This is a genomic window from Micromonospora sp. NPDC018662, from assembly GCF_044391475.1.
Lineage (GTDB): Bacteria > Actinomycetota > Actinomycetes > Mycobacteriales > Micromonosporaceae > Micromonospora.
This window is the reverse complement of the sequence record NZ_JBISAC010000009.1, coordinates 140,390-162,314: the sequence shown is the minus strand read 5'-3', so window position 1 is coordinate 162,314 and position 21,925 is coordinate 140,390. Positions and strand designations below refer to the sequence as shown.

Genomic DNA, 21,925 nt, shown 5'->3' with positions numbered 1-21,925 from the left:
GGTTAAGTCTTACTTAACTGCTTGCTTGCGCCATGCAACATAAAGTAACTTCACTCGCAACGTGGCGTGGGTGGAGGCGTGGATGACCGTTGAGGAGCGTGGCTTCCGGCCCGGCACCGACGTGCTGATCCGCAAGGTCGACAGCCGTCTCGCCACGCTCCGCGCCGGTCTGCACGGCCCGGAGCTCGAGGTGGCCGAGGAACTGGCCCGGCACCTGCGTGAGCTGGTCGTCGCCACCGCCCGGTCCAGTGCCGCCGACCGCGCGCTGGTCCGGGCCGCGGTGCACTACTTCGTCCTGCGCCGGGAGAGCCGCGACGCCCGGCTCCCGGTCCGCTCCCTCGCCGCCGCCCGGCGGGTGGCGGACCGGGCCGCCCGCCAGCTCAACCAGCCGCCCAAGCCGGTGGAACCCCGCCGAAACCCGGCCCGCTTCCCCTGACCCCCACCCCACCCACCCACCCCACCCACCCCACCCCACTCCCCACCGACGTTGATCAAGGAGTTTGCGTCACCGATCCGCGTATCCGTGACGCAAACTCCTTGATCAACGCAGCCGGGTGGGGCGAGGGAGGCGGGGACGGGGTGGGTTTCGGGGAAAACGGCGCGGCGGGTGGGGAAGTGGCGTGTGATCGGTCGTACCCGCAGCGTGCCCCCGCGCTGTACCTCGACCGGGAGTACGTGTGCTCGTCCTGCTGATCCTGCACCTGGTGGCGGCGTTGCTCGCCCCGCTGCTGGTCCGCAGGTGGGGACCGCGCGCCTGCCTGCTGCTGGCGCTCGCCCCGGCGGCCACGGCCGGCTGGGCGGTGGCGCACACCGGCGCGGTACGCCACGGCGGCGCGGTGGTCGAGACGTACCCCTGGATCGCGCAGCTCAAGCTCGACGTGGCGTTGCGGGTCACCACGCTGTCCTGGCTGATGATGCTGCTGGTCGGCGGCGTCGGCGCGCTGGTGCTGGTCTACTCCGCCCGCTACTTCCCGCCCGGCTCGGTGGGCCTGGCCCGGTTCGCCGCCGTGCTGGTCGCCTTCGCCGGCGCGATGCTCGGCCTCGTCGTCTCCGACGACCTGCTGCTGCTCTACGTCTTCTGGGAGCTGACCACCGTCTTCTCCTACCTGCTGATCGGGCACAGCACCGAACGCCGGGCCAGCCGGTGGGCGGCCGCCCAGGCGCTCACCGTCACCACGTTGGGCGGGCTGGCCATGCTGGTCGGGTTCCTGCTGCTCGGCCACCACGCCGGCGGCTACCGCTGGTCGGCGGTGGCCGCCGCGCCGCTGCCCGGCGGCGGATACCTGGCCACCGCCGTGCTGCTCATCCTGACCGGCGCGCTGGCCAAGTCCGCCGTGTTCCCGTTCAACGCCTGGCTGCCGGTGGCGATGGCGGCGCCGACGCCGGTCAGCGCCTACCTGCACGCGGCCGCGATGGTGAAGGCCGGCGTCTTCCTCATCGGGCTGCTCGGCCCGGCGCTCGCCCCGGCTGGGCCGTGGCGGCCGGTGACCGTGGTCGCCGGGCTGGTCACGCTGGTCGGCGGCGGATGGGCGGCGCTGCGGCAGTGCGACCTGAAGCTGCTGCTGGCGTACGGAACGGTCAGCCAGCTCGGTCTGCTGACGGTGGCGTTCGGGGCGGGCACCCCGGCCGCGGCCCTGGCCGGTGTGGCCCTGCTGGCGGCGCACGCGCTGTTCAAGTCCGCGCTGTTCCTCGTCGTCGGGCTCCTCGACCATGCCGCGGGCAGCCGGGACCTGCGGGACCTGTCCGGCGTGGGACGGGCCGCGCCGCTGCTGGCCACCGTCGCCACGCTGGCCGCCGCGTCGATGGCCGGCGTCCCGCCGCTGCTCGGCTTCGTGGCCAAGGAGGGGACGCTCGCCGCGTTCACCGACCGGCCGTGGGTGCTGGTGGGGCTGGTCGCCGGCAGCGCGTTGACGGTCGCCTACAGCATCCGCTTCCTGTGGGGGGCGTTCGGCACCCGGCCCGGGGTCCCGGCCACCGTGGTGGACCGGCAACCCGCGGTGATGCTCGTTCCCGCGGCGCTGCTGGCCGTGGCCGGGCTCGCCGCCGGCCTGGCCGCCGGTTGGGTGGGCGGCCTGCTCGACCCGTACGCCGAGCTGTTCGGCCCGGTCGAGGAGCATCTGGCGCTCTGGCACGGACCCACCGCGGCGCTCGGCCTCTCCGCCCTGGTGCTGGCCGGCGGCGTGCTGCTGCACCTGGTCCGCGGCCCGCTCGCCCCGGCGTTGGCCCGGCTGCGCTCGCCGGTCTCCGGCAACCAGGGGTACGAGTGGGTGACCCACCGGTTCGACCGGCTCGCCATCGAGGTCACCAGCGTCACCCAGCGGGGTTCGCTGCCGCAGTATCTCGGCACCGTGCTGCTCGCCCTGGTGTTCGTGCCGGGCGGGGCGATGGTGGCCACCGCGCCGTGGCGGGTCGAGCTGGCGCCCTGGGACAACCCGACCCAGCTCGTGGTGTGCGTGGTGATCGCGGTCGCCGCGGTGCTCGCGGTGGGCGCGCGCCGCCGGCTCACCGCGATGCTGCTGGTCGGCGTCACCGGCTACGGCACCGCGATGATGTTCGTCCTCTACGGCGCGCCGGACCTGGCGCTCACCCAGTTCCTGGTGGAGACCGCCACCATCGCCGTCTTCGCGCTGGTGCTGCGTCGGCTGCCGGAACGCTTCTCGGCCCGCCCGCTGCGCCGCAGCCGCTGGCTGCGGCGGGGCATCGGGGTCGCCGCGGGCCTGGTGATGGCCGGTCTGGCGCTGGCTGCGGCCGGCGCCCGGCGGGCGCCGTCGATCTCCGCGGCGTTTCCCGACCTCGCGGTGGTGCAGGGGTACGGCCGCAACGTGGTCAACGTGACGCTGGTGGACATCCGGGCGTGGGACACCATGGGCGAGATCTCGGTGCTGGTGGTGACCGCGACCGGGGTGGCCAGCCTGATCTTCGAGCGCTCCCGCACCGGGCCACGCCCGCGTCGCCCCCGCCCGGCGGTGCCGCGCCCCGGCCGTACGGTCTGGCTGCGCGGCGGGCCGACGCTGCACGAGCGGCGGCGGTCGATCGTGTTCGAGGTGGTCACCCGGCTGATCTTCCACACCGTGCTGCTCTTCTCGCTGTTCCTGCTCTTCTCCGGGCACAACGCGCCCGGCGGCGGCTTCTCCGGCGGGCTGGTCGCCGGCCTCGCGCTGACCCTGCGCTACCTGGCCGGCGGGCGCTACGAGCTGGCCGAGGCGGCACCGGTCGGCGCGGGCATGGTGCTCGGCGCGGGCCTGGCGATCTCGGTCGGCAGCGGCGTGCTCGGTCTGGTGCTGACCGGCGAGGTGCTGCAGAGCGTGAAGGTGAACCTGTGGCTGCCGCTGCTCGGTCACTTCTACCTGGTCACGTCGCTCTTCTTCGACATCGGTGTCTATCTGGTGGTGGTCGGGCTGGTGCTGGACATCCTGCGCAGCCTGGGCGCCGAGGTGGACCGGCACGTCGAGGCGGCCGGCGAGCCGGGCCGTGGCCTGACCGTCCAGCGCGAGGGGCCGGGCTCGTGACGGGGCCGACGCTGGTGCTGGTGCTGGCGGTCGGTGTGCTCGTCGCCACCGGCGTCACGCTGCTGCTGGAGCGCAGCCTGACCCGGATCCTGCTCGGCATCATCCTGCTCGGCAACGGGGTGAACCTGCTCATCCTGCTCGGCGGGCGGTCCGGTGCCGCCCCGCTGGTCGGCACCGCGCCGGCCGGCGACATGAGCGACGCGCTGCCGCAGGCCATGGTGCTCACCGCCGTGGTGATCACGTTCGGGCTGACCGCGTTCCTGCTCGCGGTCGCCTACCGGAGCTGGTACACCAGCGGTGACGACGAGGTGCAGGACGACCTGGAGGACCGGCAGACCGTCCGGCTGGCCGGGCGCAACGAGGTGGCCACCGCGGACCTCGGCGGCGAGGGCCCGGCCCACGACCCGGAACAGGTCGACCCGGAGCCGGCCCGCCGCCGGCTGCGCCGGGACGAGGAATCGTGAGCGGGCTGGTGCCGCTGCCGGTGGTGGTGCCGCTGCTCGGCGCGGCGCTCACCCTGATGCTGACCGGCCGGCCCCGGTTGCAGCGCTCGATCAGCGTGCTCTGCCTGGCCGGCGTGCTGCTGGTCGCGGTGGTGCTGCTGGTCGAGGCGTACCGCAACGGGCCGGTGGTGGTGCGGGTCGGCGGCTGGCCGGCGCCGGTCGGCATCGTGCTGGTCGCCGACCAGTTGGCGGCGCTGATGGTGGTGGTCTCCTCGGCGGTCACGCTCTGCGTGCTGCTCTACTCGATCGGCCAGGGCCGGGCGGAGACCGGCGAGACCGCGCCGGTGAGCATCTACCACCCCACCTACCTGGTGCTGACCGCCGGCGTGACGAACGCCTTCCTGGCCGGGGACCTGTTCAACCTGTTCGTCGGCTTCGAGATCCTGCTGGCCGCGAGCTTCGTGCTGATCACGCTGGGCGGCACCGAGGTGCGGCTGCGCACCGGCTCGACGTACGTGGTGGTCAGCATCCTGTCGTCGCTGCTGTTCCTGTCCGCCGTCGGGCTGGTGTACGCGGCCACCGGCACGCTGAACATGGCGCAGCTCGCCGGCCGGCTGGACGCGCTGCCGTCCGGCGTACGGCTGGCGTTGCAGCTCATGCTGCTGCTCGCGTTCGGCATCAAGGCGGCGGTCTTCCCGGTCTCGGCGTGGCTGCCGGACAGCTATCCGACCGCGCCCGCGCCGGTGACCGCGGTCTTCGCCGGCCTGCTGACCAAGGTCGGCGTGTACGCGATCATCCGCACCGAGACGCTGCTCTTCCCCGGTGGCCAGGTCGACGGCCTGCTGATGGTGGTGGCCGGCCTGACCATGGTGGTGGGCGTCCTGGGCGCGGTGGCGCAGTCGGACATGAAGCGGCTCTTCTCGTTCACGCTGGTCAGCCACATCGGCTACATGATCTTCGGGGTGGCGTTGAGCAGCGTCGCCGGCCTGTCCGGGGCGATCTTCTACGTGGTGCACCACATCACCGTGCAGACCACGCTCTTCCTGGTCGCCGGTCTGGTCGAGGAACGCGCCGGCAGCACCGACCTGCGCCGGCTCGGCGGGCTGGCGCGGGTCACCCCGGTGGTAGCGGTGCTCTTCTTCGTCCCGGCCATGAACCTCGCCGGCATCCCGCCGTTCTCCGGCTTCCTCGGCAAGCTCGGCCTGCTCCAGGCCGGCGTGGCGGCCGGCGGCGCGCTGCCCGCCGTGCTGGTCGGCGCCGGCACGCTGACCAGCCTGCTCACCCTCTACGTGGCGTCCCGGGTGTGGAACATCGCGTTCTGGCGCGCGCCACGGCTGGCCACCACCACGCCGGTCGTCCGGCTGCCGGCCCTGATGGTCGGCGCCACCGCCGCGCTCGTGGCCCTCGGCGTGCTGCTCACGCTGATCGCCGGGCCGCTGTTCCAGGTCACCGCGGACGCCGCCGCCGACCTGCGCCAACGCACCCCGTACGTGCGGGCCGTGCTGCCGCGGGACGTACCGTGACCGCCGACCCGCGTCCGGGCCGGGACGGCGCCGGGGAACCCTCCGGTGCGGCGCCGACGGTGGGTCGCGGCGGGCGGCGGCGCGACCAGGCCCTGGCGCTCGGCTGGCTGGTCGTCGTCTGGCTGCTGCTCTGGGGCGACGTGTCCTGGGGCAACCTGCTCACCGGCCTGGTGATCGGCGCGGCGGTGCTGTACTTCTTCCCCCTGCCGCCGGTCACCTTCGGCGGGCGGCTCCGCCCGGTGCCGCTGCTGGTGCTCGCCGGCACCTTCGTCGCGGAGCTGGTCAGCGCCAGCATGCACGTCGCCGCCGTCGCGCTGCGCCCCGGCTACCGGCCGCGCGGCGCGATCATCGCGGTGCCGCTGCGGGTCCGCACCGACCTGAACCTGGCGCTCACCGCCGAGGTGGTCTCGCTGGTGCCGGGCACGCTGATCCTCGACATCGACCGCACGCGGGGCGTGCTCTACGTGCACGTGCTCGACGTGCGCGGCCCGGCCGACCTGGCCGGCAGCCGCGACCGCGTGCTCGCCGTCGAACGGCGCATCGTCCGCGCCGTCGGCTCGCCCACCGAGGTACGCCAGCTCGACCTCGAACCCGTCGAACGGAGGAACCACCCGTGACCGTCCTGCTCGCCGTCGCGCTGACCGTGCTGCTCTCGGCCACCGCGCTGCTCGCCCTGGCCCGGATCTACCGTGGCCCGTCCCTGCTCGACCGCATCGTCGGCGCCGACCTGCTGCTCGCCGCCATGCTCGGCGCGGTGGGCGCGGAGGCGGGGGTGACCCGGCACGCCACCACGCTGCCCGTGCTGGTGGTGCTCTCGCTGCTCGGTTTCGTGGGCTCCGTCTCCCTGGTCCGCTTCGCCGTCCGGGCCGAATCGTGACGGTCGTGGCGGACTGGGTGGGCGGGATCCTGCTGCTGGGCGGCGCGCTGCTGAGCCTGGTCGCCGGCATCGGGCTGGTGCGCTTCCCGGACACGCTCGACCGGATGCACGCCGCCACCAAGCCGCAGGTGCTCGGCGTGCTGCTGTTGCTGGGTGGTCTGGCGCTGCGCCTGCGTACCGGGTCGGACCTGGGCATGCTGGCGCTGGTGGCGATCTTCCAGCTCTCCACCGCGCCGGTCGCCGCCCAGATGATCGGGCGGGCCGCCTACCGGTCCGGGCGCGTCGACCGGTCGCTGCTCGACGTCGACGAGCTGGCCGGACGCTGAGAACCGGACGCGGGGGAGGCTTTCGGCACCTTCAGCGGGCACCCAGCGGGCACCGATAAAATGGGCCGCATGATCGACTCTCCTGCCCCGGAGGGCAGCAGTAGCCGGCCGGGTCGTACCCGGCATCTTCCCTCCCCGACGACCCCGGGAGCCCTGAACCTCCCGTGCTGATCCTCGTCGGTCTCCTTCTCATCACCGTGCTCACCGCCGCCACCGGATACTTCGTGGCGCAGGAGTTCGGTTACGTCGCCGTCGACCGCGGCAAGCTCAAGCAACTCGCCGACGGTGGCGACCGCGCCGCCGCCCGCGCCCTGGAGGTGACCGGGCGGCTCTCCTTCATGCTCTCCGGCGCCCAGCTCGGCATCACCGTGACCGCCCTGCTGGTCGGTTACGTCGCCGAGCCCTACCTGGGCGCCGGGCTGGCCGACCTGCTCGGTGTGGCCGGGGTGTCCAGCGCGCTGGCGCTGCCGCTGTCGGTGGCGCTGGCCCTGGTCATCGCCACCGTGGTGCAGATGGTCCTGGGCGAGCTGGCCCCGAAGAACCTGGCCATCGCGCGGGCCGTGCCCCTGGCCCGGGCGCTGTCCCGGTCCACCCTGATCTACCTGCGGGTCGCCGGCCCGCTGATCACCCTCTTCGACCGGGCCGCCGTGCGGCTGCTCCGCCGGGTCGGCATCGAGCCGATCGAGGAGCTGCCCAGCGGCGCCACCCCGGCCGACCTGGAACAGATCATCGCCGAGTCGCGCGAGGAGGGGCACCTCGACGCGGAGATGTCCGACCTGCTCGACCGGGGGCTCGACTTCCGGGGGCTGACCGCCGGCGAGGCCATGGTGCCCCGCGTCGACGTGCACACCGTCCGGGCCGACGAGCCGGTCAGCCGGGTCGTCGAGATGCTCGACACCGGCCACTCCCGGTTCCCGGTGCGCGGCGCCGAGGGCGTCGACGACCTGATCGGTGTGGTCGGCATCGCCGACGTGTTGGGCGTGCCGCCGGCCGAGCGGGCGCGTACCCGGGTCGACGCGGTGGCCGTACCCCCGTTGCTGGTGCCGGAGACGCTGCCGCTGCCGACGGTGCTGGACCGGCTCCGGTCCGGGCACCGGCAGCTCGCCTGCGTGGTCGACGAGTACGGCGGGTTCGCCGGTGTGATCACGCTGGAGGATCTCGCCGAGGAACTGGTCGGGCCGATCCGCGACGAGGACGACCCGCCGGAGCGCGCGCCGGCCCGGCAGGAGGACGGCTCCTGGGTGGTGCCGGCCCGCTGGCGGATCGACGAGGTCGCCGACAGCACCGGCATCGAACTGCCCGAGGCGCCGGAGTACGACACGCTCTCCGGCCTGGTGATGCGGGAGCTGGGTCGGGTGCCCGAGGTCGGTGACCGACTGGAGATCGCGTCCGTCGGTGACGGCGACGAGCCGGGGCCCCGGGTGCTGGTCGAGGTGCTGGCCGTGGACCGGCACGTGGCCGACTCCGTCCGGCTCCGGACGACCGCCGGCGTGCCCGGGGAGGGTGCGGCATGAGCCCCGGTTTCGCGCTGATCTTCTCCGTGGTGCTGCTGGCGCTCAACGGGTTCTTCGTGGCGGCCGAGTTCGCGCTGGTCGCCGCCAAGCGGTACCGGCTGGAGCAGTCGGCGGCCGGTGGCGGCCGGGCGGCCCGCGCGGCGCTCGACGGCGTCCGGGAGCTGAGCCTGATGCTGGCCGGCGCCCAGCTCGGCATCACGCTGTGCACGCTGGGTCTCGGCGCGTTGGCCGAGCCGGCCATCGAGCACCTGCTCAGCCCGCTGCTGCACGCCGTCGGCCTGCCCGACGCGGCGAGCCACGTGGTCGCGCTGGTGTTCGCACTGGGCCTGGTGACGTTCCTGCACCTGGTGGTCGGCGAGATGGCCCCGAAGTCGTGGGCGATCACCGACGCGGAGCGCTCCGCGATGCTGCTGGCGCTGCCGTTCCGGGCGTTCGCCCGGATCGCCCGCCCGGTGCTGTCCCTGCTCAACGGGCTGGCCAACGCGATGCTGCGGCTGGTCGGCGTGCAGCAGCAGGACCAGCTCGCCCAGGTGCACGGCCCGGACGAGCTGCGCATCCTGCTGGAGCAGTCCCGGGAGCACGGGCTGCTCGGTGCCGAGCAGCACCAGTTGCTGACCAGCATGCTGGAGTTGCAGGGCACCACTGTGGCGCAGGTGATGGAGCCGTTCGACAAGATCGTCACGGTACGCCGGGACGACACCGCCGAGCGGATCGAGCACGTGTCCCGCGACAGCGGCCGGTCCCGCCTCGCCGTCGTCGACAGCGGTGGCGAGGTCTGCGGCCTGGTCCACGTGCGGGAGGCGGTGCGGGCGGTGACCACCGGCCGGGCGGCGACCGCCGGGGAGCTGATGACGAACGCGTTCACGCTGCCGGCCGAGGCGTCGGTGTCCGAGGCGGTGGCGGCGATGCGGGGCCGGCAGGCCCAGCTCGCGCTGGTACGCAACGGTGGCGGCCCGACCCGCCCGATCGGCTTCGTCGCGCTGGAGGACCTCCTGGAGGAGGTCATCGGCGAGTTCGACGACGAGACCGACCCGGTGCCAAGGGGCCGCCGCCTCCGCTGACCCACGCCTCCCCTCCCACCCCCCACCCCGCCCACCCCCGGGCGCAGATTCACGGAAAGAGTGGCTATCCGGCCTCGGATATAGCCACTCTTTCCGTGAAACAGGGCGCGAGAGGGGAGGGGGAGGGAGGGGAGGGAGGGGCGGGGTGTGGGTGGGTGGGGAGGGGGAATGCCGCGGGCATGCGGCTCACCGGGGTGTCGAGGGGGGCGGCCTGGACGGGGCTCTCGGTGAGCACCACGCTGACCAATCCGAGCACCCGGCCGGGCCTGCGCCTGCCGGGGCGGGTGACGTTGGCCGCCGGGCGCGACGACGTCCCGGTCCGGCACCTGCGGCTCGGGCTGGTCGCGCAGGTCGAGCCGGAGGACCCGGGAGCACCGCGCCGGCTCGTGCAGTACCACCGGTGGTCGATCGCCGGTCGGTTCGTGGTGCCGGCCGGGCGACGCCGGGCGGTGGACTTCGCCGTGCCGCTGCCCTGGGAGACGCCGGTGACCGTGTTCGGCGGGGTGCCGTTGATGACGCTGCGTACCGGGTTGCGGACCGAGGTGTCCGTCGATCCGCACCTCGACCAGGGTGAGATGGTGCCGGTCCTGATCCACCCCCTGCCCACCCAGCAGCACCTGCTCGCCGCGCTGGACACGCTCGGCTTCGTGATGCGGCAGGCGGGGCTCCAGCAGGGCCGGCTGCCGGGGGTGGAGCAGACGCTGCCGTTCCAGCAGCGGCTCGGGTTCTGGGCCGCCCCGCTCTATGCCGGCCCGATGACCGAGCTGGAAGTGATCATGCTGACGAACTCGGCCGGCATGGAGGTGCTGTTCTGGCTGGACCGCCGGCTCTCCCTGGCCGGGGTGACCCACCAGAGCATCAGCCGGTTCCGGGTCTGGCACGCCGGCGCGGACCGGCGGGACTGGGTGACCACCGTGGACGGCTGGCTCCGGCACGCCATCGACCGGCACGCGGCGGCCGCCGCGCACGCGGACTGGTCGGCCACGATCCGGGAGTCGGCACACGTCAGCCGCCATCCCGACCAGCCGGTCGCCCCCGGCTACGGCCTCGGCGGCACGGCCGGCAGCGGGGGCGTCGGCGGCGGTGGTGGCGGCGGCGACGGCACCTGAGGGGTCAGGCGGAAACCGCCGGGCGGAGCCGGGCCCGCGCCTCCGGCCACTCCGGCGCGAGCATCGAATACTGCACGGTGTCCCGCCAGGAGCCGTCGGGACGCTGCCGGTGGTGTCGCAGCACGCCCTCCCGGGTCGCGCCGAGCCGTTCGATGGCCCGCTGGGAGCGCTCGTTGCGGATGTCGGTGTGCCAGACCACGCGGACCGCGTCCAGCTCCTCGAACGCGCGGGTGAGCAGCAGCAGCTTCGCCTCGGTGTTGACGCCGGTCCGCCACCACGGCCGGCCCAGCCAGGTGTAGCCGATCGCCAGCGACCGGCGGTCCGGGTCGACCTCGTACCAGGAGGTGGTGCCGACGACGGCGCCCGTGGTCGCGCAGCGTTGCGCCCAGCACACCTGCTCGCCGCGCTCCTGCGCGTCGAGGTAGCCGGCGAGGATCCGCCGCATCCCGGCGACGTCGGCCGGCTGGCGGCTGCCGAGGTGCCGCCACACCTCCGGGTCCTCGCTCGCGGCGTGCAGTTCCTCGGCGTGCGAGAGGTCCAGCGGTTCGAGCACGACGTGCTCGCCGCGCAGCACCACCGGCTCCCGCCAGGGCGAGCGCGCCGGCCGCAGGTACGGCGGCACCGGCGCGGTGACGCCGGCGTCCGGTTCGGGCCGCCCCGGCGTCAGCCGCAGCGGCAGCACCCCGGCCCAGTGCGGCAGGTCCGCGTCGGCCGGCTCGTCGTTGACGCCGCCGGTGCGCGTCCGTACCGACACCTCGCGCAGCGGCAACGCCAGCACCGCGGTCTCGGCCAGCTCGCGCCGGTTCGGCGGCCGGCTGTCGGCGGACCGGCCGGCGGCCACCTTCTCCACCAGCGCGGTCAGCACCCGGGCCTTCTCGTCGGCGTCGTCGACGAGTCGGGCGGTGCCGTGCGCGACCACCGAGCGGTAGTTGGCGCTGTGGTGGAACTGGGAGCGGGCGTACACCAGCCCGTCGAGGTGGGTGACCGAGACGCAGACCGGCAGCCCGGCCGCGCTCCGAGCGGCCAGCAGCGGCCGGCTGCCGGTGGAGCCGTGCAGGTAGAGCGTGTCGTCGATGCGGACGTGCAGGGTCGGCAGGACGCGAGGCTCACCGTCCACGACGAACGCCAGCGCGCAGTGGTATGCCTCGTCGAGCAGCGCGTGGGCGGTCGCCCGGTCGTAGTGCATCCGGTCGCGCGTGCGGGTGGCGGTGGTGCGCTCGGTCCGGGGGTACATGCGATCTCCCGCTTTTGTTCTAGTACAATCTCCAAATTGTGTCAGCACGTTATCAGATCAGCGGTGCCACATCGGCGGCCATTTCGGCGAGCGTGGAGACCGCCGTCCGCACCGGCGCGCTCGCCCCGGGCGACCCGCTGCCCGCCGTCCGCACGCTCGCCGGCGAGCTGGGCGTCAGCCCGGCCACCGTCGCGCGGGCCTACCGGGAGCTGCGACAGCGTGGGCTGGTCGCCACCGCCGGCCGGCACGGCACCCGGGTCCGACCCCGCCCGCCGGTGGCCGCCCGCCGCGCCGCGCTGCTGCCGCCACCGCGCCCCGGCGCCCGCGACCTCGCCGGCGGCCACCCCGACCGTCGGCTGCTGCCGCCGCTCGGGCCGCACCTGGCCGCGCTCGCCGCCGAGTTCGGGCCCCCCACCGGGTACGCGGAGACCGCCGTCCGGCCCGACCTGGCCGCCGCCGCCCGGGACCGGTTCGCCGCCGACGGGGTGCCGGCCGACGAGCTGACCGTCACCGGCGGCGCGCTGGACGGCATCGAGCGGCTGCTCGCCGCCCACCTGCGCCCCGGTGACGCGGTAGCGGTGGAGGACCCGGGGTGGGCCAACCTGCTCGATCTGATCGCCGCGCTCGGGCTGCGTACCGTCGGGGTGCCGGTGGACGACGACGGACCGACCGTGGCCGGGGTGCGGGCCGCGCTGACCGCCGGCGTCCGGGCGCTGGTGGTGACCAGCCGGGCCCAGAACCCGACCGGCGCGGCCGTCTCCGCCGACCGGGCCGTGGCACTGCGCACGCTGCTCGCCGGCCGGGCCGACCTGCTGCTGATCGAGGACGACCACGCCGCCGAGCTGGCCCGCGTACCCCTGCACCCGCTCGCCGGGGCGACCCCGGCGTGGGCCTTCGTCCGGTCGGTGAGCAAGCCCTACGGGCCCGACCTGCGGCTCGCCGTGCTGGCCGGCGACGAGGCCACGGTGGCCCGGGTGGCCGGCCGCGCGCAGGTCGGCGCCGGCTGGGTCTCCACCGTGCTGCAACGCCTGGTCCTGTCGCTCTGGCGCGACCCGGCCACCGCGGAGCTGGTGCGGCGCGCGGCGGACGGCTACGACCGGCGGCGGGACGGCCTGGTCGCCGCGCTCGCCGCGCGCGGGCTGGCCGCGCACGGGCGCACCGGGATCAACGTCTGGGTGCCGGTGCCGGACGAGACGGTCGCGGTCACCGGGCTGCGCGACGCCGGCTGGGTGGTGGCGCCCGGCAGCCTCTACCGGATCGCCGCCGCCCCCGCCGTCCGGATCACCGTCAGCACACTCGACGACACCGACCTGCCCACCCTCGCCGACGCCCTCACCCGCGCACCGGTGAAAGGCGGGGCCCCCTATTAACGCCTCCGGTATAGCAGGGGCCCCCGCTTAACACGCGCCGGCAGATGCCGCGTGCCGGACGGCGGAAAGGGTAGAACGGTCCGCATGGCCGAGACCGAGAGCGCACCCGGCGCGCAGGAGTTCATCCCGCCGGCGGCGGACACCATCGACGAGCTGCGGAAGGCGGCCGGCGGCTGCCGCGGGTGCGAGCTCTACCGGGACGCCACACAGACCGTCTTCGGCCGCGGCGACGAGCGCGCCCGGCTGGTGTTCGTGGGTGAGCAGCCGGGGGACATCGAGGACCAGCAGGGCCTGCCGTTCGTCGGCCCGGCCGGCCGGCTGCTGCGCCGGGCCGTGGACGACGCCGGCCTCGACCCCGGCCAGATCTACCTGACCAACGCCGTCAAGCACTTCCGTTTCGAGCTACGCGGCAAGCGGCGCATCCACCAGACGCCGGACCGGGTGCACATCACCGCCTGCCGGCCCTGGCTGGTCGCCGAGTTCGCCCGGCTGCGGCCGGAGATCGTGGTGGTGCTCGGCGCCACCGCCGCCAAGGCGCTGCTCGGCCCGACGTTCCGGGTGACACGGCAACGCGGCGAGCTGCTGCCCTGGCCGGCCGCCGCCCAGCACCCGGAGGACTTCGCGCGGGTGCCGGTGGACCGGGCCGGAGCGGTCGCCGACGCGCCGGACACCCGGCTGCTCGCGACCATCCACCCGTCCGCGGTGCTGCGCGCCGACAACCAGGACATCGCGTACGAGGGCCTGGTCGCCGACCTGACCGTGGCGGCCGGCGTGCTGCGCTGAGCCGGTCGCGTTCTTCCCGTTCCCGCTCCGGGCGGCATCCACGGCATGGGCATGCCTACCGGCGCTTGTGGTGATGGACGCGGCCCGAGGGGCCGGGGCTTGCCGGGAGACGTATCACCTGAATGCGATATGCCTCTGCGTCATTATTATGACTCAGAGGTATCTGGCATTCAGGTGATGGCATGGGATCCGTCCGACACGCCCGACACGCGAGCCGCGCCGGCACCGGCGGGTCGCATCGCGGAGGCGCGTCGTGGTCAGGCCAGGTGTCGCTCCTTGATCGCGGCGACGAACGTCTGGAAGGTCTCCGAGGCGAACACCAGCGCCGGTCCCTGCGCGTCCTTGCTGTCCCGGACAGCGACCACACCGGGGAGACCGGCAGCGACCTCCACGCATGCTCCGCCGTTGTTGCCACTCTTCGTGCTCTTGCGCCAGTTCGCGCTGCTCAGGTCCATGACGCCGCCGCTTCCCTGATGAGATTCGAAGCCCGACCTCGGGCGTGCCGGCCCAGAGGTGTATCGCCGGGCAACCTGAGGGTGACTGAGCCGGAGGGCTGGGTCAACCTAGGCTTCGTCATCGCTTTCGAGTAGGTGAGGGCGCTTCTCAGCGATCCATGCCTCTACGTGCTCCCTGAGCCACACGTTGCCCATCTTGAGCGTGGCGACCGGCGCCGGAAAGTCTCTGCGGTTGATCAAGATGTAGGCGCGCTGACGGGAGATTCCAAGACGTTCTTGGATCTCGGCCGCTCCCATCAACTGCAACTCCACACGCTTCAGGCTAAGTACAGGCACAGTAAGCGTGTGTAGAACGCTATTAGCTATACGGCATGTAACCTTTGCGTGTACGGTTTACATAACGTAACCCCCTACGCGGCAGGGAGCGCGGATGCCCAGGTGGAAGTGGTTCCAACGGGAGAACGAGCCGTTCGACATGGTCCAGCCGGCGACGGCGTACCCCGATCGGGCCGGTGCCTACGCGAAGGCGCCCGAGTCTTCCCCGACGCGGAGGACGTCGACGAACGTCGAGCCTGACCGGTACGACCGTGATTGAGCAGCGCCGACCCGAGCCGCCGTTCTCCGTGATCATGGCGGGCTACGTGGTCGACCTCCACCATCGGCAGCCCTGCTCCCGGTGCGAGGCGGACGGTAGTTGCGAACGACTCACGCGAGCGGGGGAGACCCTCCGCGCCTGGCGGGACCGGAAGGGGACAGGTGAAGCTGAACGGCGGTGACGTCCTGCTGGTCACCAGGGCGGCGAGCGTCCAGTTCACGAAGCCGATCCGGCTCCGCGTGATCAGGGACGTCACCGATCCTGCCGCCTTCGACGGGTGGCGATGGGTCGACGGCTACGAGTTGGACGCCAAGGGTGAGGCGTTCAGGCGGCGGCGCATCTTCGTACAGTCCAAAGGGCTGAGGGTGATGCCCCCGGCCGGCTGAGTCAGGAGCGCCCCTGCCAGGTGCAGAGGCAGACCCGGTTGCCGTCCGGGTCGGCGAGCACCCAGAAGTGCGGCGCCTCCGCGTCGCTGACCAGCGTGCCGCCGGCCGCCAGCGCCGCCTCGATGCGTGGCGCGACGGCGGCCGGGTCGACCCACACGTCCGGGTGCCAGCGCTGCCGGGGCTCGTCGCGCCCGGACGCCTGGAACCAGATCGTGGGCAGCGCGCCGGCCGGGTCGCGTACCTCGTCGTCGGTGGCGTCCGCGCCGCCCGGTCGTTCCCACGCCAGGACCGCCCGCCAGAACGGCGCGACGGCGGCGTGCTCCGGGCTGTCCAGCGCGAACTCCAGGCGGGACAGCCCGGCCGGCGACGGCGACAGGCCGGCGTCGGCGGCGAGCGCCGAAATCGTCCGGGCCAGGCGCAGGTCCCGCCCGGTGACGCCGCCCGCGTCGTGCGACCACAGCCGCACGTCCACAAAGGTGTAGCGCAGGTCCAGGTCGGGATGATGGTCCACCCGCTCGGCCTCCGCGCCGACTGCGGCCACCAACGCCAGACCGGCCGCGAAGTCGGGCGTACGGATGCGGGTGTGCAACGCGCCCAGCAGGTACGTCCACCCGTCCAGCCCGGCGTCGGCGATCTGTGCTCCGGTCAGCGTGGCCATCGGGTCATCCTGACGCGCGTCCCGCCGACCCGCCACCTTCCACACGCCGATTGTCGATCGGCGCGTCGGGGTACGGCCCTTGCCATGGCCGCCAACGACCGTGTCGTGTCCCTGGTGAGGCTCGGCCCGCCCGCGCCGTACGTGGTGTTCATGATCCTCGCCACGCTCGGCTGGCTGCCGCTGCGCCTGTGGGAGGAGCGGGACGGGTCCGTGCTGTTCGCTCTGGTCCGGGCCGGCCTGAACGGGGTGATCTGGGGGATCATCTTCCCGTTCGTGATGAGCCGGATGGGTCGGAGGCACCGCACGGCCGCCGAGGCGGAACGGGCCGCCGCCTGGGGGGTGACCCGGGCCGCGCTGCGCCGGGGCGAGCCGCCCACCGACGAGGCGGGGCGGGCGGCGGTCACGGACGACCTGCCGGCGGTACGCCGGGGAGCGCTGTGGGGCGCCGTCCTGGGCGCGCTGTTCCTCGGCGCGTTGATCGGGCTCGCCGTGCACGTCGGGTGGACGACCAGCGCGATCGGGTTCGGGGTGATCCTGGTCGCGGTGCTGGCCGAGGCCGCGCGTACCCGGTTCCGGGAACGCCGGTTGCGGGCGGCGCTATACGGACCGGCGGGCCCTGTCCAGGGTGGGTGAGCGGTGCCAGACTGGCCGCCATGGAGCAGCATCTCTACCAGCCCGTCCACGACGAGTTCCGGGACCTGTGCCGCCGGTTCCTGGCCCGGGAGGCGGTGCCGCACCACGAACGGTGGGAGGCCGAGGGCATCGTCGACCGCGCGGTGTGGCGGGCCGCGGGCGCGGCCGGGCTGCTCGGCCCCGACGTGGACCCGGCGTACGGCGGCGGCGGGCAGCGCGACTTCCGGTTCAACGCGGTGCTCGACGAGGAGATCATCGCGGCGGGCTGCACCGGTCTGGGCTTCGGGCTGCACAACGACGTGGTGGCGCCGTACCTGACCGAGCTGACCACCACCGACCAGCGCAAGCGCTGGCTGCCGGGCTTCTGCTCGGGTGACCTGGTCACCGCGATCGCGATGAGCGAGCCGGGCGCGGGCAGCGACCTGGCCGGCATCCGCACCACAGCGGTCCGCGACGGCGATTCGCTGGTGCTCAACGGCCAGAAGACGTTCATCACCAACGGTGAGCTGGCCGACCTCGTGGTGGTGGTGGTGAAGACCGCGCCGGAGCAGGGCGCGCACGGGGTGAGCCTGGTGGTGGTGGAGCGCGACACGCCGGGCTTCGGCCGGGGGCGCCGGCTGGCCAAGGTCGGCCTGAAGGCCAACGACACCGCCGAGCTGTTCTTCGACGACTGCCGGGTGCCGGCGGAGAACCTGATCGGCGTCGAGAACCAGGGCTTCTACCACCTGATGGCCAACCTGCCCCGGGAGCGGCTGAGCATCGCGGTCGCCGCGGTGGCGGCCTGCGAGAAGCTGCTGGCGCTCACGCTGGAGTACGCCCGCTCGCGGGAGGCGTTCGGCCGGCCGATCGGCGCGTTCCAGCACAACCGGTTCCTCCTGGCCGAGCTGGACACCGAGGTCACCATCGCGCGGACGTTCGTGAACCACTGCGTCGCCGAGCACGACGCGGGCCGGCTCTCGGTGACCGACGCGGCGAAGGCGAAGTGGTGGACCACCGAGTTGCAGACCCGGGTCGCCGACCGGTGCGTGCAACTGCACGGCGGGTACGGCTTCATGGCCGAGTACCCGGTGGCGAAGGCGTGGCTGGACAGCCGGGTGCAGACCATCTACGGCGGCACCACCGAGATCATGAAGGAGATCATCGGCCGAGGGCTCGGGCTGTGAACGCCATGGCCACCGACCTGACCGCGCCGGCCCCGCCCCGGCCCGACGTCGCCGCCATCCAGCGGCGCACCCTCCGGCTGCTCTTCCTCACCCAGATCGTCGGCGGCGTCGGCGTCGCCATCGGCATCTCGGTCGGCGCGCTGCTCGCCGCCCGGATCGCCGGGACCGCCCTGGCCGGGCTGGCGCAGAGCGCCGGCGTGGTCGGCGCGGCGCTGCTCGCCGTACCGGTGACCCGGCTGATGGCGGCGCGCGGGCGGCGACCCGGTCTGGTCCTGGCCTACCTGGTCGGCGCGGTCGGCGGCGCGCTGGTGGTGGTCGCCACCGCGACCCGCCTGGTGCCGCTGCTCTTCGTCGGCATGCTGCTGTTCGGTGGCGGCACGGCGGCCAATCTCCAGGCCCGCTACACGGCGGTGGACCTGGCCGAGCCGGAGCGCCGGGGCCGGCAGTTGTCGCTGGTGGTCTGGGCCACCACCATCGGCTCGGTGGCCGCGCCCAACCTCGCCGCGCTCGCCGACGACACCACCCAGGGTTGGGGCCTGCCGGTGCTGGCCGGTCCGTTCGCCGTCAGCGCCGTCGCGTTCGTGCTGGCCGCCGCCGTCATCTTCGCGCTGCTCCGGCCGGATCCGCTGCGCACCGCGCGCCGGTTGGCGGCGGCCGGGCCGGCAGCGCACGCCGGCCCCGCCCGGACGGTCACCCGCCGCGGCGGCATGGTCGCCGCGTGGCGGACGGTACGCCGGCGGCCGGCCGCCCGCCTCGGCATCGCGGCGGTGGCGGTGGGGCACCTGGTGATGGTCGCGGTGATGTCGATGACCCCGGTGCACCTCGACGAGTGGCACTCCGACGCCGACCTGCTGCGGGTGGTCGGCATCGTGCTCAGCCTGCACATCGCCGGCATGTACGCGTTCTCGCCGGTGGTGGGCTGGCTGACCGACCGGCTGGGCCGGCGGCCGGTGATCCTCGGCGGTGTGGCGTTGCTGCTGGCCGCGTGCGCGGTGGCCGGCACCGCCGGGCCGCACACCCCGCCGCTCTCGGTGGGGCTGGCGCTGCTCGGGCTGGGCTGGTCGGGCACCATGGTGGCGGGCTCGACGCTGCTGTCGGAGTCGGTGCCCGCCGCCGACCGGCCCGGCGTGCAGGGCCTGTCCGACCTGCTGATGGGGCTGGCCGGGGCGGGCGCCGCGGCGGTGAGCGGGTTCGTCATGCGGGCCGTGGGGTACCCGACGCTCACCCTGCTGGCGGCGATCGCGGTGGTGCCGCTGGTGGCACTGGCGTTGCGGCGTCCCGGTCCGGAACCACTCGACGAGGAGGACTGAACACGTGCGGCTGACCGACTTCTGGACGCGTCTGGAGGAGGCGTTCGGGCCGGGCTACGCGGCCAGCATCGCCAGCGACCAGGTGCTGTCGCAGCTCGGCGGGCGGACCGTCGAGCAGGCGCTCGCGGCCGGTGAGGAAACGCACGTGGTGTGGCGCGCGGTGGTCGCCGCGTATCCCGACCGGGTGCCCGCGCGACTACGCTGAGCAGCCTTTACGCCGGTTCCGCGTGTCGCTTGCTCAGTCGTACACCTGTTCGGCTATTGTCCACAGCGGGGTGCTCGTCCACAGCTCACGGCCCGTCGGCTGGTTTTCTGTCGGACCCAGCGCCTAGCGTGTCCCGCGTGACGCGAAGCTCAGGAAAGACGCCGGCGAAGGCAGGGGTGGCAACGATGGCGGCAGGTCCTGACCGGGAGAAGGCGCTAGACCTTGCTCTCGCTCAGATCGACAAGCAGTTCGGCAAGGGTTCGGTGATGCGGCTGGGGGAGCGGCCCGTCGTGCAGACGGCGGTCATCCCCACCAGCTCCATCGCGCTCGACGTGGCGCTCGGCGTGGGCGGTCTGCCGCGCGGCCGGGTCGTCGAGATCTACGGTCCGGAGTCCAGCGGTAAGACCACTGTCGCGCTGCACGCGGTGGCCAACGCCCAGCGGGCCGGTGGCATCGCCGCGTTCATCGACGCCGAGCACGCGCTCGACCCGGAATACGCGAAGGCGCTCGGCGTCGACACCGACGCCCTGCTGGTCTCCCAGCCGGACACCGGCGAGCAGGCGCTGGAGATCACCGACATGCTGGTCCGCTCCGGCGCGATCGACATCATCGTGATCGACTCGGTAGCGGCCCTGGTGCCGCGCGCCGAGATCGAGGGCGAGATGGGCGACAGCCACGTCGGCCTCCAGGCCCGGCTGATGAGCCAGGCGCTGCGGAAGATCACCGGCATCCTGAACAACACCGGCACCACCGCGATCTTCATCAACCAGCTCCGCGAGAAGATCGGCGTGATGTTCGGCAGCCCGGAGACCACCACCGGTGGTCGGGCGCTGAAGTTCTACGCCTCGGTCCGGCTCGACGTGCGCCGCATCGAGAGCCTCAAGGACGGCACCGACGTGGTCGGTAACCGCACCCGGGTCAAGGTCGTGAAGAACAAGGTCGCCGCGCCGTTCAAGCAGGCCGAGTTCGACATCATGTACGGCAAGGGCATCTCCCGCGAGGGCTCCCTGATCGACGTCGGCGTGGAGCAGGCGATCATCCGCAAGTCCGGCGCCTGGTACACCTACGACGGCGACCAGCTCGGCCAGGGCAAGGAGAAGGCCCGCGAGTTCCTCCGCGAGAACCCGGACGTGGCGGCCGAGATCGAGAAGAAGATCCTGGAGAAGCTCGGCGTCGGCACCGGTGGTGCGGGCGACGCCGCCGGTGGCCCGGAGTTGCCGCCGGTCGACTTCTGATCCGCTGACCGTGGCAGGACGACGCGCCCGTACGGGTCGGGGCTGGGATGCCAGCCCACCCCGTACGGGTGACGCCACCGGCGCGCCCCAGCCCCGCCGTGGGCGCCGCGGTCGCGCGGCGGAGCCCGATCCGGGGGAGGCTCCGGCTCCGCCGCGCGACGAGGCCGAGCGGGCCCGGGAGATCTGCCTGCGGCAGCTCGCCACCCGACCGCGCACCCGGGCCGAGCTGGCCGGCGCGCTCGCCCGGCGCGGCATCTCCGAGGAGGTGGCCGAGCAGGTCCTCGACCGCTACGACGAGGTCGGCATCGTCGACGACGCGGCCTTCGCCCAGGCCTGGGTGAGCAGCCGGCACACCGGCCGTGGGCTGGCCCGCCGGGCGCTCGCCAACGAGCTGCGCCGGAAGGGCGTCGACGACGAGCTGGCCGGTGCGGCGCTGGACGGGATCGACGAGGAGGCCGAGGCGGAGACCGCCCGGGCCCTGGTGGACCGGAAGCTGCGCACCACCCGCGGCGAGCCCGACGCGGTGTTCCGGCGCCTGGTCGGCATGCTGGCGCGCAAGGGCTACCCGGCCGGGGTGGCGATCCGCGCGGTGAAGGACGCGCTGGCCGCGCAGAGCGCCGAGGCGGCGGAGTTCGCCGAGCACATCGACGCCGACGCCCTGGCCGACGCGGAGCACGACCTGGACGCCCGCCGGCACGACTGACCGTCCCGGCCGTATGCGACCGTCCGGCTCCCCACCGGCGTCGTGGAAGTCGCGGAGAAGGGTGCACACCGGTGCTGAAGGCATGCCTGAACGGTGGGCGGCGACGGGACGAGCACCCCGCCGTGCCGCTCACCCCGGCCGAGTTGGCCGCCGACGCCGCCCGGTGCGCGGCCGCCGGGGTGGCCGCGGTGCACGTGCACCCGCGCGACGACGATGGCGCCGAGTCCCTCGCCCCGGCCGTGGTCGCCGCGGCGGTCGACGCCATCCGGGCCGCCTGCCCCGGCCTGCCGGTCGGGGTGAGCACCGGCGCCTGGATCGTGCCCGACCCGGCCGAGCGGGTGGCCGCCGTGCACGCCTGGTCGGTGCTGCCCGACTTCGCCTCGGTCAACGCCCACGAGCCGGGCGCGGCGGCGGTCGCGGCGGCCCTGCACGAGCGTGGCGTCATGGTCGAGGCCGGTCTCTGGACGGTGGCGGCGGTCGATGCCTGGCGTCGCTGGTCGACACCGACCGGGCGGGTCCTCGTCGAGTGCATGGCCGAACCGGCGGCGACGGCGCTCGCCGACGCGGCCGCGATCCTCGACGCTGTCGCCCGGCCCGTTGCTCGCGACGGGGAACGCGCCGCGCTGCCCGCCGGGTGCCCGCCGGTGCTGCTGCACGGCGAGGGTCCGGCCACCTGGCCGGTGTTCGCCGAGGCGGTCCGCCGCCGTCTGCACACCCGTATCGGCCTGGAGGACACGCTGCTGCTCCCGGACGGCACCGTCGCGCCGGACAACCTCACCTTGGTAACGGCCGCCCACTCCCTGATCACCCGCTGACGCCCCGCGCGCCCTCGC

22 protein-coding genes and 2 pseudogenes are annotated in these 21,925 nt (G+C 73.8%); 20 read left to right on the top strand and 4 right to left on the bottom strand.

All coding sequences use genetic code 11. From position 1 onward, the window contains the following. Positions 1-82: 82 nt before the first annotated feature. The 10 genes from ACH495_RS24180 to ACH495_RS24135 all read left to right on the top strand — a co-directional run bounded on the left by ACH495_RS24180 (position 83) and on the right by ACH495_RS24135 (position 10,362). On the top strand, positions 83-436 hold the full coding sequence (locus tag ACH495_RS24180) for a hypothetical protein (RefSeq protein WP_396859976.1): 354 nt from the start codon (positions 83-85) through the stop codon (positions 434-436). 241 nt (positions 437-677) lie between these two features. Then, complete coding sequence (locus tag ACH495_RS24175) at positions 678-3,509, top strand: Na+/H+ antiporter subunit A (RefSeq protein WP_396859975.1); 2,832 nt, start codon at positions 678-680, stop codon at positions 3,507-3,509. Continuing rightward, the gene (locus tag ACH495_RS24170; protein ID WP_396859974.1) at positions 3,506-3,973 is read left to right on the top strand and encodes a Na(+)/H(+) antiporter subunit C; all 468 of its coding nucleotides are present in this window, start codon (positions 3,506-3,508) and stop codon (positions 3,971-3,973) included. The genes ACH495_RS24175 and ACH495_RS24170 overlap by 4 nt, the downstream gene beginning before the upstream one ends. Then, entirely contained in the window at positions 3,970-5,475 is a 1,506-nt protein-coding gene (locus ACH495_RS24165; protein WP_396859973.1) for a Na+/H+ antiporter subunit D, read from the top strand. The genes ACH495_RS24170 and ACH495_RS24165 overlap by 4 nt, the downstream gene beginning before the upstream one ends. Continuing rightward, positions 5,472-6,092 (top strand): Na+/H+ antiporter subunit E, encoded by a 621-nt coding sequence (locus ACH495_RS24160; protein ID WP_396859972.1) that lies wholly within the window; start codon positions 5,472-5,474, stop codon positions 6,090-6,092. Before ACH495_RS24165 ends, ACH495_RS24160 begins: the two co-directional genes overlap by 4 nt. Next, on the top strand, positions 6,089-6,352 hold the full coding sequence (locus ACH495_RS24155; RefSeq protein ID WP_396859971.1) for a monovalent cation/H+ antiporter complex subunit F: 264 nt from the start codon (positions 6,089-6,091) through the stop codon (positions 6,350-6,352). Before ACH495_RS24160 ends, ACH495_RS24155 begins: the two co-directional genes overlap by 4 nt. Further along, positions 6,349-6,678 (top strand): monovalent cation/H(+) antiporter subunit G, encoded by a 330-nt coding sequence (gene mnhG, locus ACH495_RS24150; RefSeq protein ID WP_396859970.1) that lies wholly within the window; start codon positions 6,349-6,351, stop codon positions 6,676-6,678. The genes ACH495_RS24155 and mnhG overlap by 4 nt, the downstream gene beginning before the upstream one ends. A 164-nt stretch (positions 6,679-6,842) precedes the next feature. Next, positions 6,843-8,192 carry a hemolysin family protein gene (locus tag ACH495_RS24145; protein WP_396859969.1) on the top strand — a complete coding sequence of 450 codons (1,350 nt, stop codon included), beginning with the start codon at positions 6,843-6,845 and terminating at the stop codon, positions 8,190-8,192. Then, on the top strand, positions 8,189-9,253 hold the full coding sequence (locus ACH495_RS24140; protein WP_396859968.1) for a hemolysin family protein: 1,065 nt from the start codon (positions 8,189-8,191) through the stop codon (positions 9,251-9,253). The genes ACH495_RS24145 and ACH495_RS24140 overlap by 4 nt, the downstream gene beginning before the upstream one ends. 179 nt (positions 9,254-9,432) lie before the next feature. Beyond that, the gene (locus ACH495_RS24135) at positions 9,433-10,362 is read left to right on the top strand and encodes a sporulation protein (protein WP_396859967.1); all 930 of its coding nucleotides are present in this window, start codon (positions 9,433-9,435) and stop codon (positions 10,360-10,362) included. Between the two features lie 4 nt (positions 10,363-10,366). Here the strand turns inward: ACH495_RS24135 and ACH495_RS24130 are convergent, their stop codons facing one another. Next, the gene (locus ACH495_RS24130) at positions 10,367-11,596 is read right to left on the bottom strand and encodes a bifunctional pyridoxamine 5'-phosphate oxidase family protein/GNAT family N-acetyltransferase (RefSeq protein ID WP_396859966.1); all 1,230 of its coding nucleotides are present in this window, start codon (positions 11,594-11,596) and stop codon (positions 10,367-10,369) included. Between the two features lie 38 nt (positions 11,597-11,634). Here ACH495_RS24130 and ACH495_RS24125 point away from each other — a divergent pair, with 38 nt between their 5' ends. After that, positions 11,635-12,966 carry an aminotransferase class I/II-fold pyridoxal phosphate-dependent enzyme gene (locus tag ACH495_RS24125; RefSeq protein ID WP_396859965.1) on the top strand — a complete coding sequence of 444 codons (1,332 nt, stop codon included), beginning with the start codon at positions 11,635-11,637 and terminating at the stop codon, positions 12,964-12,966. Between the two features lie 84 nt (positions 12,967-13,050). Then, positions 13,051-13,749 carry a UdgX family uracil-DNA binding protein gene (locus ACH495_RS24120; protein ID WP_396859964.1) on the top strand — a complete coding sequence of 233 codons (699 nt, stop codon included), beginning with the start codon at positions 13,051-13,053 and terminating at the stop codon, positions 13,747-13,749. Positions 13,750-14,006: 257 nt separating this feature from the next. On the opposite strand, the gene ACH495_RS24115 is transcribed toward ACH495_RS24120, so the two are convergent. Continuing rightward, on the bottom strand, positions 14,007-14,204 hold the full coding sequence (locus ACH495_RS24115) for a DUF397 domain-containing protein (RefSeq protein ID WP_396859963.1): 198 nt from the start codon (positions 14,202-14,204) through the stop codon (positions 14,007-14,009). 108 nt (positions 14,205-14,312) lie between these two features. Further along, the gene (locus ACH495_RS24110; RefSeq protein WP_396859962.1) at positions 14,313-14,516 is read right to left on the bottom strand and encodes a helix-turn-helix transcriptional regulator; all 204 of its coding nucleotides are present in this window, start codon (positions 14,514-14,516) and stop codon (positions 14,313-14,315) included. Positions 14,517-14,960: 444 nt separating this feature from the next. Here ACH495_RS24110 and ACH495_RS24105 point away from each other — a divergent pair. Continuing rightward, a pseudogene (locus tag ACH495_RS24105) lies at positions 14,961-15,179 on the top strand (hypothetical protein); the annotation flags it as partial. 7 nt (positions 15,180-15,186) lie between these two features. Here the strand turns inward: ACH495_RS24105 and ACH495_RS24100 are convergent. Continuing rightward, the gene (locus ACH495_RS24100) at positions 15,187-15,843 is read right to left on the bottom strand and encodes a 4a-hydroxytetrahydrobiopterin dehydratase (RefSeq protein ID WP_396859961.1); all 657 of its coding nucleotides are present in this window, start codon (positions 15,841-15,843) and stop codon (positions 15,187-15,189) included. 105 nt (positions 15,844-15,948) lie between these two features. On the opposite strand from ACH495_RS24100, the gene ACH495_RS24095 reads away from it, so the two are divergent. The 7 genes and pseudogenes from ACH495_RS24095 to ACH495_RS24065 all read left to right on the top strand — a co-directional run bounded on the left by ACH495_RS24095 (position 15,949) and on the right by ACH495_RS24065 (position 21,907). Then, entirely contained in the window at positions 15,949-16,476 is a 528-nt protein-coding gene (locus tag ACH495_RS24095; protein ID WP_396859960.1) for a hypothetical protein, read from the top strand. A 20-nt stretch (positions 16,477-16,496) separates the two neighbouring features. Continuing rightward, on the top strand, positions 16,497-17,639 hold the full coding sequence (locus ACH495_RS24090; protein ID WP_396859959.1) for an acyl-CoA dehydrogenase family protein: 1,143 nt from the start codon (positions 16,497-16,499) through the stop codon (positions 17,637-17,639). A gap of 5 nt (positions 17,640-17,644) precedes the next feature. Further along, positions 17,645-18,963: pseudogene (locus ACH495_RS24085) on the top strand (MFS transporter). Continuing rightward, positions 18,954-19,154 (top strand): DUF3046 domain-containing protein, encoded by a 201-nt coding sequence (locus ACH495_RS24080; protein WP_018785963.1) that lies wholly within the window; start codon positions 18,954-18,956, stop codon positions 19,152-19,154. The pseudogene ACH495_RS24085 and the gene ACH495_RS24080 overlap by 10 nt, the downstream one beginning before the upstream one ends. A gap of 185 nt (positions 19,155-19,339) precedes the next feature. Beyond that, a complete protein-coding gene (recA, locus tag ACH495_RS24075; protein WP_107159085.1) occupies positions 19,340-20,389 on the top strand; it encodes a recombinase RecA in 1,050 nt (349 codons plus the stop codon). A gap of 10 nt (positions 20,390-20,399) precedes the next feature. Next, a complete protein-coding gene (locus ACH495_RS24070; protein ID WP_396859958.1) occupies positions 20,400-21,092 on the top strand; it encodes a regulatory protein RecX in 693 nt (230 codons plus the stop codon). 71 nt (positions 21,093-21,163) lie between these two features. Further along, a complete protein-coding gene (locus ACH495_RS24065; protein ID WP_396859957.1) occupies positions 21,164-21,907 on the top strand; it encodes a 3-keto-5-aminohexanoate cleavage protein in 744 nt (247 codons plus the stop codon). The last annotated feature ends 18 nt before the right edge of the window (positions 21,908-21,925 follow it).